The organism is Streptomyces diacarni (assembly GCF_003323715.1).
Lineage (GTDB): Bacteria > Actinomycetota > Actinomycetes > Streptomycetales > Streptomycetaceae > Streptomyces > Streptomyces diacarni.
In genome coordinates, this window is sequence record NZ_QOIN01000048.1 from 393,682 (window position 1) to 406,783 (window position 13,102).

Annotated in this window: 12 protein-coding genes; 9 read left to right on the forward strand and 3 right to left on the reverse strand. The window is 71.3% G+C overall.

Annotated features, from left to right (window positions below; translation table 11 throughout):
• The first annotated feature begins 42 nt into the window (after nt 1-42).
• The 4 genes from DTL70_RS23655 (at nt 43) to icmA (ending at nt 4,369) form a co-directional block, all read left to right on the forward strand.
• Nucleotides 43-1,557 (forward strand): MFS transporter, encoded by a 1,515-nt coding sequence (locus DTL70_RS23655; RefSeq protein WP_114023972.1) that lies wholly within the window; start codon nt 43-45, stop codon nt 1,555-1,557.
• Nucleotides 1,508-2,026 (forward strand): MarR family winged helix-turn-helix transcriptional regulator, encoded by a 519-nt coding sequence (locus tag DTL70_RS23660; RefSeq protein ID WP_114023973.1) that lies wholly within the window; start codon nt 1,508-1,510, stop codon nt 2,024-2,026. The genes DTL70_RS23655 and DTL70_RS23660 overlap by 50 nt, the downstream gene beginning before the upstream one ends.
• A 220-nt stretch (nt 2,027-2,246) precedes the next feature.
• Entirely contained in the window at nt 2,247-2,585 is a 339-nt protein-coding gene (locus tag DTL70_RS23665) for a DUF3817 domain-containing protein (protein WP_114014082.1), read from the forward strand.
• Nucleotides 2,586-2,668: 83 nt separating this feature from the next.
• Nucleotides 2,669-4,369 carry a coenzyme B12-dependent isobutyryl-CoA mutase large subunit gene (gene icmA, locus DTL70_RS23670; RefSeq protein ID WP_114023974.1) on the forward strand — a complete coding sequence of 567 codons (1,701 nt, stop codon included), beginning with the start codon at nt 2,669-2,671 and terminating at the stop codon, nt 4,367-4,369.
• A gap of 228 nt (nt 4,370-4,597) precedes the next feature.
• On the opposite strand, the gene DTL70_RS23675 is transcribed toward icmA, so the two are convergent.
• The gene (locus DTL70_RS23675; RefSeq protein WP_114023975.1) at nt 4,598-5,038 is read right to left on the reverse strand and encodes a PPOX class F420-dependent oxidoreductase; all 441 of its coding nucleotides are present in this window, start codon (nt 5,036-5,038) and stop codon (nt 4,598-4,600) included.
• Nucleotides 5,039-5,180: 142 nt separating this feature from the next.
• The gene (locus tag DTL70_RS23680) at nt 5,181-5,807 is read right to left on the reverse strand and encodes a TetR/AcrR family transcriptional regulator (protein WP_114023976.1); all 627 of its coding nucleotides are present in this window, start codon (nt 5,805-5,807) and stop codon (nt 5,181-5,183) included.
• Between the two features lie 238 nt (nt 5,808-6,045).
• Here DTL70_RS23680 and DTL70_RS23685 point away from each other — a divergent pair, with 238 nt between their 5' ends.
• From DTL70_RS23685 to DTL70_RS23710, 5 genes are all read left to right on the forward strand, one after another.
• Nucleotides 6,046-7,005, forward strand: a complete 960-nt coding sequence (locus DTL70_RS23685) for a tetratricopeptide repeat protein (protein WP_114023977.1) — start codon at nt 6,046-6,048, stop codon at nt 7,003-7,005.
• Nucleotides 7,006-7,705: 700 nt separating this feature from the next.
• Nucleotides 7,706-8,323 carry a DUF6230 family protein gene (locus tag DTL70_RS23695; RefSeq protein ID WP_114023978.1) on the forward strand — a complete coding sequence of 206 codons (618 nt, stop codon included), beginning with the start codon at nt 7,706-7,708 and terminating at the stop codon, nt 8,321-8,323.
• Between the two features lie 116 nt (nt 8,324-8,439).
• On the forward strand, nt 8,440-9,036 hold the full coding sequence (locus DTL70_RS23700; RefSeq protein ID WP_114023979.1) for a DUF6114 domain-containing protein: 597 nt from the start codon (nt 8,440-8,442) through the stop codon (nt 9,034-9,036).
• Complete coding sequence (locus DTL70_RS23705) at nt 9,026-10,519, forward strand: hypothetical protein (protein ID WP_114023980.1); 1,494 nt, start codon at nt 9,026-9,028, stop codon at nt 10,517-10,519. Before DTL70_RS23700 ends, DTL70_RS23705 begins: the two co-directional genes overlap by 11 nt.
• A 125-nt stretch (nt 10,520-10,644) precedes the next feature.
• Nucleotides 10,645-11,538 carry an aminoglycoside phosphotransferase family protein gene (locus DTL70_RS23710; protein WP_114023981.1) on the forward strand — a complete coding sequence of 298 codons (894 nt, stop codon included), beginning with the start codon at nt 10,645-10,647 and terminating at the stop codon, nt 11,536-11,538.
• 105 nt (nt 11,539-11,643) lie between these two features.
• Here the strand turns inward: DTL70_RS23710 and pyk are convergent, their stop codons facing one another.
• Entirely contained in the window at nt 11,644-13,071 is a 1,428-nt protein-coding gene (gene pyk, locus DTL70_RS23715) for a pyruvate kinase (RefSeq protein ID WP_114023982.1), read from the reverse strand.
• Between the last annotated feature and the right edge of the window lie 31 nt (nt 13,072-13,102).

Here is a 13,102-nt window from a genome sequence, read left to right on the forward strand (position 1 = left end):
GAAACACTATGCGGCGCCCGCCGCCCCCGCCAGGCTCGGCGCATGCCGGAACGAGAGCAGCACGAAACCGCCCCCGGCGCCGGACCCGGGGACCGGGCCGACGGGGCCGGAGCCGACACGACCGGGGGCGACGGGAGTGGATCCGACGGGACAGCCTGCTCTGGCGGCCAGACGGACGGGCGGGCCGCCCGCGTACCGGCGCCCGCACCGGCACCGGCGTCCGCACCGGCACCGGCGTCCGCGCCCGCATCCCCAGGCGAGGCGGCGGCCGCCGTCGGTTACGGATCCCTCTTCCGCGTGCGCGAGTTCCGCGCCGTGTTCGCCGCGCACGTGCTCTCCCTCCTCGGCACGGTGGTGGCGGGCCTCGCACTGCCCGTGATGATCTACGCGCAGACCTCCTCGCCTCTGCTGACCGCCCTCACCTTCGCGCTCGGTTTCCTTCCCAACGCGGTGGGCGGGGCGCTCCTGGCCCCCGTGGCGGACCGGTTTCCGGCCCGGCCCGTCCTGGTCGCCTGCGACCTGTTCAGCGCCGCCTGTGTCGCGGTGATGCTGCTGCCGCAGGCCCATGTGGCGCTGCTGCTCGCTCTCCGCGCGGCCGCCGCGTTCGTGCAGCCCCTCTTCACCGGCGTACGGGCCGCGAGCCTGGGCGCGATCCTGCCGGACGAGGACTCCTTCGTACTGGGCCGCTCCCTCATCCGCGTCGTCGCCCAGAGCGCGCAGATCGTCGGCAACGCGGCGACGGGTCTCCTGCTGGTGCTCGTCGCCCCGCGTACCGCGCTGGTGGGGACCGTCGCCGGGTTCCTCGCCTCGGCGCTGATCCTCAGGGCGGGGACCCGGCTGCGCCCCGCGCTCGCCGGGGCCGCCACCCGCACCCGCGGCGGCACCCGCACCCGTGGCGGCGTCCGCACCCGTGGCGGCGTCCGCGCGCTGCTGGCCGATCGGAGGGTCCGCTCCCTGCTGCTGCTGTGCTGGCTGCCGCCGACCTTCGCGGTCGTCCCCGAGGGGCTGGCCGCGCCGTACGCCGACGACCTCGGTGCCGGTCCGGTCGCCGTCGGGCTGCTGCTGGCGGCGGGCCCGGTCGGCAGCGTCGCGGGCGAGCTGGCGGTCGGCACGCTGCTGCGTCCCGCCGCCAGGGAACGCCTCGTGCTGCCGCTGGCCTCGGCGCTCCTTCTGCCGCTGCTCGTCTTCGCGCTGCGCCCCGCGCTGCCGTTGGCACTGGCCGCGCTGTGCGCGTCGGGGCTCGGCATGGGCTACACCCTCGGGCTGGACCGCTGGTTCTTCGACGCCGCGCCTCCTGGGCTGCGCGGCAGGGCGCTGACGGTGATGTCGGCGGGGCTGATGAGCGCCCAGGGCCTGGGCATGGCCGTCGGCGGCGGGGTGGCCGAGTTCCTTCCCGCACACGCGGCGGTGGCGCTGACGGGCGCCGTGGGAACGGTGTGCGTCGTGGCGGTCGCCCGGAACGTGAGACGGCTTCAGACCGTCCCTGACCGGCCGGTAGGGTCGGAGCGTGCCGAAGCCTCTCAGCCTGTCGTTCGACCCGATCGCCCGTGCCGATGAGCACTGGAAGCAGCGATGGGGCTCTGTGCCGTCCATGGCCGCCATCACCTCGATCATGCGCGCCCAGCAGATCCTGCTGTCCGAGGTCGACGCGGTGGTCAAGCCGTACGGGCTGACCTTCGCGCGGTACGAGGCGCTGGTACTGCTCACCTTCTCGCAGCGGGGCGCGCTGCCGATGTCGAAGATAGGCGAGCGCCTGATGGTGCATCCGACCTCGGTGACCAACACCGTCGACCGGCTCCAGGCGGCGGGCCTCGTCGAGAAGCAGCCCAACCCCAACGACGGCCGCGGCACGCTCGCCGCGATCACCGGCAAGGGGCGCGAGGTGTGCGATGCGGCCACCGAGAAGCTGATGGCGATGGACTTCGGCCTCGGTGTCTACGACGCCGGGGAGCTGGACGAGATCTTCACCCTGCTGCGCCCGCTGCGAGTGGCGGCGGGCGACTTCCCCGACGGCCCGGCGGACTAGCTTTCCTGCGGATTGGGCTCCGGAGAGAGGGGTGCCGCTGCCCGTAGCGTGCGGTTCGCGGGCCGGCGGTGGCTTGTCGCGCGGTTCCCCGCGCCCCCGCGGGGCGCGTACACGCTCCGCCTGCTGCCCTCGGGCACGCCCCCGGCCCGCCGGCCCGAGGCCCGGCGCGGGGAGAGGGGGGCGGGAAGATCTCCCCGGCGCGCGGGCTACGCTCGGTGCCATGAAACGAAGCGTGCTGACCCGCTACCGCGTCATGGCGTACGTCACCGCCGTGCTCCTCGTGCTGCTGACCCTCGGTGTGATCGGCAAGTACCTGCTGGGCATGGACGGCGCGGCGGGCTTCACCAGCATGGTCGGCATCGCGCACGGCTGGCTCTACATCCTGTACCTGATCTTCGCGTTCGACCTCGGCCAGAAGGCGAAGTGGCCGCTCGGCAAGCAGCTGTGGGTGCTGCTCGCGGGCACCGTTCCGACCGCGGCGTTCTTCGTCGAGCGGAAGGTCACCCGTCAGGTCGAACCGCTGATCAAGGAGCGGGAAGCCACGCCTGTCGGCGTCTGACCGGTCCCCCGCCTTGGTGGCGGGGGCCACATCGGGCCTGTTGCCATCGACTTTTACTTGGACGTCCTAGTAAATTCGGTGGTATGGATGCTGACGCCATCGCACAGGGCCGCCGCCGCTGGCAGGAGCGCTACGACTCCGCACGCAAGCGCGACGCCGACTTCACCACGCTCAGCGGCGACCCCGTCGAGCCGGTCTACGGACCCCGGGACGGCGACTCCGTGGAGGGGTTCGAGCGCATCGGCTGGCCGGGCGAGTTCCCCTTCACCCGCGGGCTCTACCCGACCGGCTACCGGGGCAGGACGTGGACCATCCGCCAGTTCGCCGGGTTCGGCAACGCCGAGCAGACGAACGAGCGGTACAAGATGATCCTCGAAGCCGGCGGCGGCGGGCTCTCCGTCGCCTTCGACATGCCCACCCTCATGGGCCGCGACTCCGACGACCCGCGCTCCCTGGGCGAGGTCGGCCACTGCGGCGTCGCCATCGACTCGGCCGCCGACATGGAAACCCTCTTCTCCGGCATCCCTCTCGGCGACGTCACCACCTCGATGACGATCTCCGGGCCCGCCGTCCCGGTCTTCTGCATGTACCTGGTCGCCGCCGAACGGCAGGGCGTGGACCCCGCCGTCCTCAACGGCACGCTCCAGACCGACATCTTCAAGGAGTACATCGCGCAGAAGGAGTGGCTCTTCCAGCCGGAGCCCCACCTGCGGCTCATCGGCGACCTGATGGAGCACTGCGCGCACGGCATCCCCGCCTACAAGCCGCTCTCCGTCTCCGGCTACCACATCCGCGAGGCGGGCGCGACGGCGGCGCAGGAGCTGGCCTACACGCTGGCCGACGGCTTCGGCTACGTCGAACTCGGCCTCTCCAGAGGACTGGACGTCAACACGTTCGCGCCGGGGCTGTCCTTCTTCTTCGACGCCCACCTCGACTTCTTCGAGGAGATCGCCAAGTTCCGCGCCGCCCGCCGCATCTGGGCCCGCTGGATGCGCGACGTCTACGGAGCGACCAGCGACAAGGCCCAGTGGCTCCGCTTCCACACGCAGACGGCCGGCGTCTCGCTGACCGCCCAGCAGCCCTACAACAACGTCGTACGCACCGCTGTGGAAGCCCTCTCGGCCGTCCTGGGAGGCACCAACTCGCTGCACACCAACGCGCTCGACGAGACGCTGGCGCTGCCCAGCGAGCAGGCCGCCGAGATCGCCCTGCGCACCCAGCAGGTCCTCATGGAGGAGACCGGCGTCACAGGTGTCGCCGACCCGCTCGGCGGCTCCTGGTACGTCGAGGCGCTGACCGACCGCATCGAGGCCGACGCGGAGAAGATCTTCGACCAGATCCGCGAGCGCGGCCGCCGCGCCGTCCCCGACGACCAGCACCCCATCGGCCCGATCACCTCCGGGATCCTGCGCGGCATCGAGGACGGCTGGTTCACCGGTGAGATCGCCGAGTCCGCCTTCACCTACCAGCGGGCGCTGGAGAAGAACGACAAGAAGGTCGTCGGCGTCAACTGCCACACCGGCTCGGTGACCGGCGACCTGGAGATTCTGCGGGTCAGCCACGAGGTCGAACGCGACCAGGTCAGCGCACTGGCGGACCGTCGCGCGGCACGGGACGACGCCGCCGTGAGCGCGGCGCTCACCGCCATGGTCGAGGCCGCGCGGGGGACCGGCAACATGATCGAGCCGATGCTCGAGGCCGTGCGGGCCGAGGCGACGTTGGGCGAGATCTGCGGCGTGCTGCGCGACGAGTGGGGCGACTACACGGAGCCCCCGGTGTTCTGACCCCGCCCCGCCCTTTCACCGCCTCCTGGGGGCCGCCCTCCCCGGGGCCCCCGGACCTCAAGCGCCGGACAGGCCGCTGGCGCGGCCTGTCCGGCGCTTGAGGACGAGCGAAGCGACAACCCGGGGGCGTGCGGGGCCCCGCAGAAAAGGTGAAACGGGGCCCGGACGCAGTCCGGGGGAGGGGCCGGGGCCGAGCGCGCCCGGCCGCTGTCCCAGGCCGCGTGGCCGCTATCCGGCGGCCGCTCCCGGCGCGCCGGACGGCAGCGGTTCGACGCCCACCACGTGCCGGACGCGGGTGGGCTCGATGAACACGGTGACCCGCTCCTCGCCGGGGAACAGCCACTCGTAGGCGGTGCCCAGGTAGGACTGGGCCAGCCGGTCCATGGTGCGGTCGGCCTCGGCGCCCTCCACGAAGCGGACGGCGCGGCCGCGGATCTGCACCCGGTCGAAGGGGTTGTCCGTGTCCGCGTGGGAGAGGAACACCCGGGGCTCGCGGCGCAGGTTGCGCTCCTTCATCCGTCCCCTCGAGGTGTTGAACAGCACCAGGTCCCCGTCGAGCCCCACCCACATGGGGCTCACGTGCGGCGAGCCGTCGGGATTCACGGTCCCGACGTGCCAGATGTGCGGCGCTCCGACGCGGGAGCGCAGGTCGTGCGGAATCTCGATCATGCCGGGGTCCTGCCCGGCAGGAAAGCCCGCATGCCGGTGGGCCCACGGTGAGCCGGCTCACGCCCGTACCGCCGGGTCAGCGGGGCCGGCAGGCACCCGTATCGCCGGTCGGCGGGGGGCTCGTACCCGTGGGGCCGCCAGGTCAGCGGGGAGCCGACGCGGAGCCCAGACCTTCCAGCAGCAGCGTGGTGAAGGTGGCCGCCCAGGCGCCGTCCACCGGGCAGTCGCTCACCAGCGACCTGTGCACCACGGCCCCGGCGATCACGTCGAAGATGAGGTCGACGACCCGCTCGGTCTCGGCGGGGTCGGCGGAGTCGGGGGGCAGTTCACCCCGCTGCTGCGCCCTGGCCCGGCCGTCCAGGACCAGGCGCTTTTGGCGGTCGACGATGGCCGCCCGGATCCGCCTGCGCAGCGCCTCGTCGGTGGTGGACTCGGCGAGGACGGCCATCAGCGCCGTTTTGGCCTCGGGGCGGCGCAGCAGGGCGGCGAAGGAGAGGACGACGCCCTCGATATCGGCCCGCAGGCTGCCGCCGTCGGGGAGTTCGAGCTCGTCGAAGAGGACGGCGACGGCGTCGACGACGAGTTCACTCTTGGCCGCCCAGCGCCGGTAGAGCGTGGTCTTGGCGACACCGGCGCGGCGGGCGACCTCTCCCATGGTCAGCTTCGACCAGCCGACCTCGACGAGCGCGGTGCGCGTGGCGTCGAGGATCGCGCGGTCCGCCGCGGCGCTGCGGGGGCGTCCGCGTCGGGGAGCGGGGCAACCTGCCATGCGCCGACCATACCGAGCGGTACGGAGGCTCTTGGAGAGCGCGGAAGGCGCCGTGAGGCGGATCACCGGGCAGCGCCCGTGGCCGCCCTTGCGGAGCGGTTGCCCCTTCGAGTTACGCTACGGGGCGTAGCGGAATGGGTGGCGGACCGACCACCGCGACCCTCGCGACAACCACCCGCCAGGTGGGGACCTGGCGACCACTGCACACGCGCCCGCGGATAAGGGGGAGACTGGTGCCATGCAGCCACGCAACATGTCCATGAGCGGAGTGGTCGACCTCGCCGCGGTGAAGGCGGCCGGAGAGGCCAAGCAGAAGGCGGAGCAGGCGCGGGCCGACGCCGCCGAGGGCCACGGCGCCCCGGCCCCGGCCGGCCTGGTGATCGAAGTCAGTGAGGCGACGTTCGAGGCGGAGGTGCTCCAGCGCTCCGCCGAGGTCCCGGTCGTCATCGACTTCTGGGCCGAATGGTGCGAGCCGTGCAAGCAGCTCTCGCCGGTTCTCGAACGCGTCACCCAGGAGTACGCGGGCCGCGTGCTGCTGGCGAAGATCGACGTCGACCAGAACCAGATGCTGATGCAGCAGTTCGGCGTCCAGGGCATCCCGGCGGTGTTCGCCGTGGTGGCCGGGCAGGCGCTGCCGCTGTTCCAGGGGGCGGCCCCCGAGCAGCAGATCCGCGCGACGCTGGACCAGCTGATCGAGGTGGCCGAACAGCGCTTCGGCATCACGGGCCTCCAGGGCGTTGCCCAGGAGCCCGCGCAGGAGGAGCCCGTCGAGCCCGAGGTGCCGGAGGATCCGGTGCTGGCCGCGGCCCAGCAGGCGCTGGACGCCGGCGACCTGTCGGGCGCCATCCAGGCCTACCGCAACAAGCTGACCGACGAGCCGGCCAACGTCGAGGCGAAGGTCGGCCTGGCCATGGCCGAACTCCTGGCCAGGGTGCAGGAGTTGGACGCGCGCCAGGTCCGCAAGGACGCGGCCGACCGGCCCGGCGACGCGGCCGCGCAGCTGCGGGTCGCGGATCTGGACATGGCGGGCGGCCACGTCGAGGACGCGTTCAGCCGGCTGGTGGACACGGTGCGCGGCTCGGCGGGGGAGGACCGGGACGCGGCGCGGGTGCGTCTGCTGGAGCTGTTCGAGGTGATCGGTCCGGAGGATCCGCGCGTCGTCACCGCGCGTGCGGCACTCGCTCGCGCGCTGTTCTGACCTGCTCGTACCGACGGTCACACGGACGTCGGCACGCGCCGTAATTCATCGACTCAGCGACAACAGCGGCCGCACTTTGCCAAAACTTGGCAATTGCGGCCGCTGTTACTCGTCGTAACGAAATCTCGCGGAAACCTTCCGCGATGCCCGGTTGTTCCGCATGCGTTCCCGTCCGGTGTCCTGACCCTGTGTCGTTGCGGACACCCATCGGGCGGCCTTCCGGTTATCCAGCCGTTACTCGTAAGTAACGAACCCCCTTGTGTCACGGGCTCAGATGCACCACGATCGGCCAGGCTCGGTCCATTGCCCGCAGCCCGGCAACCATTCGGCGCCCCGCAGGCGATGGGTCCCCACCGAGCGGACCGGCACCGCACCATCCGCACCCGTACCACCCCGTCCCAACCGCCGGTCCGCAAGGACAGGGGGGTCCCTGCTCCACGGCAGGGCCTGTCCTCACAAAGCAAGGTTGCGCGAGAGCGTGGCCCGTGGTTGTCGCTCGGGGGTGATCGTCGACAGCTCGGACGTGTCGTACCAAGAACGCCGCGTGCGGGCGACGTTGGCGCTCTCCGTTCCGAGGACGTAGCTCTTCTCCCTCCCCAGCCCCGTGGCCGGGAGGTACCCCCACGGCAGGAGCGGCCCGCTGAGTACAGGCGGCACGGCTCTCCGAGCCGGAGATGTACGTCCGAGAAGGAGGAAAGTCATGGAGTCCCTGGCTCGTGGCGGGACCAGATGGAAGCGGTTCGCCGTCGTCATGGTGCCGAGCGTCGCCGCTACGGCAGCGATCGGCGTGGCCCTGTCGCAGGGCGCGTTGGCGGCGTCGTTCAGCGTCTCCGGCCAGCAGTTCAAGGTGACCGCCGACAAGCTGGATGGCACCGGCTTCGTTCAGTACGGCGCGATCGACACCACCCAGAAGGGTAAGAAGGCCGTCGCCGTCGTCGGCATGGACTCGGCGAAGATCACCAATCTCTGCCAGTCCGTCGTCGTCCCCGTCCCGGTCTTCGGCGACATATCGATGAAGCTCAGCGCCGGCGGCGAGGGCGGCCCCCGCGTCGAGGCGAAGAAGCTCTACATCGATGCCGACGACCTGAACGCCAACGCGACGTTCAAGAACATCGACATCGGCGTCAACGTGGACAAGACCACCAAGGGTCCCGGTCCGCACAACGGCGACGACTACCCCAAGGGCTCCTTCTCCCAGCAGGCGGAGAGCGTCGAGTTCACCGACGTCAAGCAGCGCGCGTGGGCCACCACCGCCGGCACCTTCAAGCTCAGCGGCCTGCACCTGGCCGTCAAGAAGGGCAAGAGCGAGTGCTACTGACGTGAGCGCCCCGCGGGTCCGGAGGAAACAGGGGCGCCCGCTCCGCTTCGCCCTCCGGGCCCGTAGGGTCCGCTGCACCCAGCAAGATTTGTGCCAGTTCCGAGGAGCCCGTACCCATGAGTGCCGACACGCCAGCGAGGACGACGACCGGATTCGGCCACAGGCGGCAGGCCTTCCGTAACTGGCGCGGCCAGCGCCCGTTCTGGGGCGGGATGCTGACGCTGCTGGCCGGCATCCCGATCATGTACGTCCCCTACCAGAACCTCACTCTGGGGTCCCTGACCATCCGGATGTCGACGACCGCGGGCGCCGGCTCGCTGATCATCGGCGTACTGCTGGTGGTCCTCGGGCTGACCATGTGGTTCCAGCCCCACTCGCGGGTCTTCGCCGGCATCGCCGCGATCCTGCTCGCGCTGGTCTCCCTCGTCGTGTCCAACTTCGGCGCCTTCCTGATCGGCTTCCTGCTCGGACTGATCGGTGGCGCGCTGGGCGTCTCCTGGGCCCCCGCCAAGCCGGCACGGGCCGAACGCGGCGCCAAGGACACGACCGGAACGGCGAGTGCCCCGGCGACCGCCGCCGACGAAGAGGCACCGCCCGCACAGGACCCGGCCGCCCCCCAGCAGGGCCCCCGGGACGACACTGCAGTCTCTGAGGCGTCCCCCGCAGCCGGGGCCGACGCGCATGACGGGAACGGGAGGCACCGTGCCGGGTGACGAGGTCCACGAGGGGGAGGGCGCGCGCGGGGTCTCCGCGCCCGGCGCCCGGGGGAGAATCGGTCCCCGGCACGCGGCGCCCAGAAAACCGCTGCTGACCCGGCTCCACCTGCCGGCGGGCAAGGCCGTGGCCATCGCCGCGATGCCCTCCGCCGTCCTGATGGGCATGGGGCTCACCCCCCAGCTCGCCAACGCCAAGCCCCTGCCCAAGAACCCCTTCAAGGGCGACTCCTGCGTCTCCATCACCGAGCAGCAGGAGACCGAGAAGGAGAAGCAGGAGCGCAAGGAGCGCGGCGAGAAACTCAAACGCGACCTCGCCAAGGCGCAGGCCGAGCGGGAGAAGGACGCCAAGGAGGCCAAGGAGGCCGAGGAGGCCGAGGAGGCCAAGGAGAAGGCCGAGGGTGACAAGGGGGGCTCCTCGGACGAGGGCTCGTCGAAGAAGCCCTCCGGCTCAAACGAGAGCTCCTCCACCCCCTCGGACGCCCCCTCCGGCTCCGACGAGCCCTCCACGCAGCCGGAGGACTCCGCGGGTTCCTCCTCCTCGTCGTCCTCCTCCGAGGAGGAGAAGAAGGAGAACCCTTGGTACGACCCGCTGGGGCTCGGCCAGAAGCTCGAGGACACCTTCAACCCGAACAAGGGCGGGGACAAGGACGAGGACAAGGACGAGCCCGCCGACGAGCCGGAGACCTCGCCCAGCCCCGACCCGACACCCTCCTCGCCGTCGCAGGACGACGACTCCGGCTCCGGTAAGCAGCGCAAGTCCCCGGCGCCGGGTGACAGCTCCGGCGGCGACCGGTCCGACGCGTCCGAGTCCGGGAAGCCGTCCGGGTCCGGGGCGGACGAGGACTCCCCGTCCAAGAGGGACACCGAGAAGGACTCCCCGTCCAAGAAGGACGCCAAGGACGACAAGGACGCCAAGGACGACAAGGCCTCCGACAAGGAGACCGGCGTCGACAAGAAGGACGGCACCGTCCGGGACTACGACCCGGACAAGGACGCGGGCAAGCCGTTCCCCTGCCCGGAGAAGAAGGACGTCGAGGGCACCGCCGAGCAGACCCCCGCCCAGGTCGCCAACGACCCCTGGTTCCTGGAGGCCTCCTCCCTCACCCTCAAGGGCCTCGACTACAAGGGCGTCGTCAACATCACCACGCCCGACGGCAAGACCAAGCAGGCCCTCAAGTTCACCTCCAGCGGCCTCGACATCGGCGACCTCCACCAGACGGTGAAGGGCCCCGACGGCCTCACCTACCACGTCCAGGCCGCCGAGGGATCGACCTCCACCATCCGCGACGGCGAGGTCACGATGTACACGGAGGAGCTGAAGGGCAACCTCTTCGGGATTATCCCCATCACGTTCAGCCCGGACACCCCGCCGCCGATCAACGTCCCCTTCGCCTACTTCACCGACGTCTCGGTCAAGCAGGCAGGCCAGTTCGGCGGCACGCTCACCATCCCGGGCCTGCACCAGTACGTGACGAAGTAGCCCGCGCCACTTCTCCGGACTCCGCAACATCCGAGCACCGGGCGAGCCGCTACCGAGCTCGCCCGGCGCTCGGCTCTGTGCCGCACGGGGAGAGGGCCCCCGCCGCTTCGGTACCGTGGCGTCGTATGACCGACTCCGAGATCGTGATCACCGCGGGTCTGGTCCGCGACCTGTTGCGGGAGCAGCATCCCGACCTCGCGGAGCTGGCCCTTCGCGAGGTGGCGGGCGGCTGGGGCAATCAGATGTGGCGGCTCGGGGACGAGTTGGCCGTACGTGTGCAACGCATGGACCTCACCCCGGATCCCCAGCTCAAGGAGCGGCGGTGGCTCCCCGTGCTGGCCCCGCGGCTGCCGCTGCCCGTACCGACTCCGGTGCGGTGCGGGGAACCGTCCGCGCGTTTCCCCAAGCACTGGACCGTGATGACGTGGGTGCACGGCGAGCCGCTGGACCACGGCGCGATCAGCCGCGGCGCCCACGCGGCCGACACGCTGGCGGGCTTCCTCCGGGCGCTCCATGTTCAGGCGCCCGCGCAGGCGCCGACCGCGGGGGACCGCGGAGTCCACCCCAGGAGTTGCACGGACGGCTTCGAGACGTTCGTCCAGGCCGTCGCCCCCGACGACGCGGCCGATGTCCGGGCCGTCTGGGACGACGCCGTCGCGGCCCGCGCGTGGGAGGGCCCGCCGGTGTGGGTGCACGGCGACCTCCATCCCGCGAACGTCCTCGTCGCGGAGGGCACGCTCTCGGGCGTCGTCGACTTCGGCGACATGTGCGCCGGCGACCCGGCGTGGGACCTCGCCGCCGCGTGGGTGCTGCTTCCGGAGGGAGCGGCCGCACGGTTCTTCGAGGCCTACGCCCGCGCGGACGAGGCGGCGATCCGCCGCGCCCGCGGCCTGGCCGCCCTCAAGAGCCTCTTCCTGATGCTCATGGGACGCAACGGAGACCGGGGCCTTCCCGGTGGCAAGCCCCACTGGGGGCCGGCAGGCCGGGCGGCACTCGACCGCGTCCTGAAGGGCGTGTGACGCGCGCTTCGGGGAAGTCCGGGAAGGTGCCGGGTGCGGTCCGCGCACGCGAACGGGCGCCCGGCCGGAGGGACCGGTCGGGCGCCCGTTCGCGTGCGGAGGGGATCAGGCCGAGGGGTTGCCCAGGTGGTGGACGCGGACCATGTTGGTGGTGCCGGGGACGCCGGGGGGCGAGCCGGCCGTGATGAGCATGGTGTCGCCGGCCTCGTAGCGCTGGAGCTTGGAGAGCTCGGCGTCGACCAGCTCGACCATCTCGTCCGTGTGGTCGACGTGCTTGACGACGAACGTCTCGACGCCCCAGCTGAGTGCCAGCTGGTTGCGGGTGGCGACGTCCGTGGTGAAGGCGAGGATCGGCTGCCTGACCCGGTACCTGGACAGGCGGCGCGCGGTGTCGCCCGACTTGGTGAAGGCGACCAGGGCCCTGCCGTCGAGGAAGTCGGCCATCTCGCAGGCGGCGCGGGCGACCGAGCCGCCCTGGGTGCGGGGCTTCTTGCCCGGCACCAGCGGCTGGAGACCGCGGCTGAGCAGCTCTTCCTCGGCGGCCTGCACGATCTTCGACATCGTCTTGACGGTCTCGATCGGGTACTGGCCCACGGACGATTCCGCCGAGAGCATCACCGCGTCGGCGCCGTCGAGCACCGCGTTGGCGACGTCGCTCGCCTCGGCGCGGGTGGGCCGCGAGTTGGTGATCATGGACTCCATCATCTGGGTCGCCACGATCACCGGCTTGGCGTTGCGGCGGCACATCTCCACCAGCCGCTTCTGCACCATCGGGACCTTCTCCAGCGGGTACTCGACCGCCAGGTCGCCGCGGGCCACCATGACGCCGTCGAAGGCCATGACGACCTCCTCCATGTTGGAGACGGCCTGCGGCTTCTCGACCTTGGCGATGACCGGTACGCGCCGCCCGACCTCGTCCATCACGCGGTGCACGTCACGCACGTCGGAGGCGCTCCGCACGAAGGAGAGCGCCACCATGTCGCAGCCCATGCCGAGCGCGAACTTCAGGTCCTCGATGTCCTTCTCGCTCAGCGCGGGCACGTTCACCGCGGCGCCGGGCAGGTTGATGCCCTTGTGGTCGGAGATGACACCGCCCTCGATGACGATGGTGCGCACCCGCGGGCCCTCGACCTCCACGACCTGGAGCGCGACGTTCCCGTCGTTGATCAGCACCGGGTCGCCCTTGGAGACGTCGCCCGGCAGACCCTTGTAGGTGGTGCCGCAGATGGTCTTGTCGCCGGCCACGTCCTCGGTGGTGATGGTGAACTCCTCACCGCGCACCAGCTCGACGGGGCCCTCGGCGAAGGTCTCCAGCCGGATCTTCGGACCCTGGAGGTCGGCGAGCACGCCGATGGCGCGGCCGGTCTCCTCGGCGGCCTTGCGGACGCGGTGGTACCGCTCCTCGTGTTCGGCGTGGGAGCCGTGGCTCATGTTGAAGCGGGCCACGTTCATGCCCGCCTCGATCAGCGTCTTGAGCTGGTCGTAGGAGTCGACGGCGGGACCGAGGGTGCAGACGATTTTGGAACGGCGCATGGGGGCGATCCTATCGTTTTGTTTACGTACT

Excerpts from the sequence above, each read along its gene's own strand:
- DTL70_RS23655 (WP_114023972.1), top strand. The coding sequence starts at position 43 with ATGCCGGAACGAGAGCAGCACGAAACCGCCCCCGGCGCCGGACCCGGG.
- DTL70_RS23665 (WP_114014082.1), top strand. The coding sequence starts at position 2,247 with ATGAAACGAAGCGTGCTGACCCGCTACCGCGTCATGGCGTACGTCACC.
- icmA (WP_114023974.1), top strand. The coding sequence starts at position 2,669 with ATGGATGCTGACGCCATCGCACAGGGCCGCCGCCGCTGGCAGGAGCGC.
- DTL70_RS23675 (WP_114023975.1), bottom strand. The coding sequence starts at position 5,038 with ATGATCGAGATTCCGCACGACCTGCGCTCCCGCGTCGGAGCGCCGCAC.
- DTL70_RS23680 (WP_114023976.1), bottom strand. The coding sequence starts at position 5,807 with ATGGCAGGTTGCCCCGCTCCCCGACGCGGACGCCCCCGCAGCGCCGCG.
- DTL70_RS23685 (WP_114023977.1), top strand. The coding sequence starts at position 6,046 with ATGCAGCCACGCAACATGTCCATGAGCGGAGTGGTCGACCTCGCCGCG.
- DTL70_RS23695 (WP_114023978.1), top strand. The coding sequence starts at position 7,706 with ATGGAGTCCCTGGCTCGTGGCGGGACCAGATGGAAGCGGTTCGCCGTC.
- DTL70_RS23700 (WP_114023979.1), top strand. The coding sequence starts at position 8,440 with ATGAGTGCCGACACGCCAGCGAGGACGACGACCGGATTCGGCCACAGG.
- DTL70_RS23710 (WP_114023981.1), top strand. The coding sequence starts at position 10,645 with ATGACCGACTCCGAGATCGTGATCACCGCGGGTCTGGTCCGCGACCTG.
- pyk (WP_114023982.1), bottom strand. The coding sequence starts at position 13,071 with ATGCGCCGTTCCAAAATCGTCTGCACCCTCGGTCCCGCCGTCGACTCC.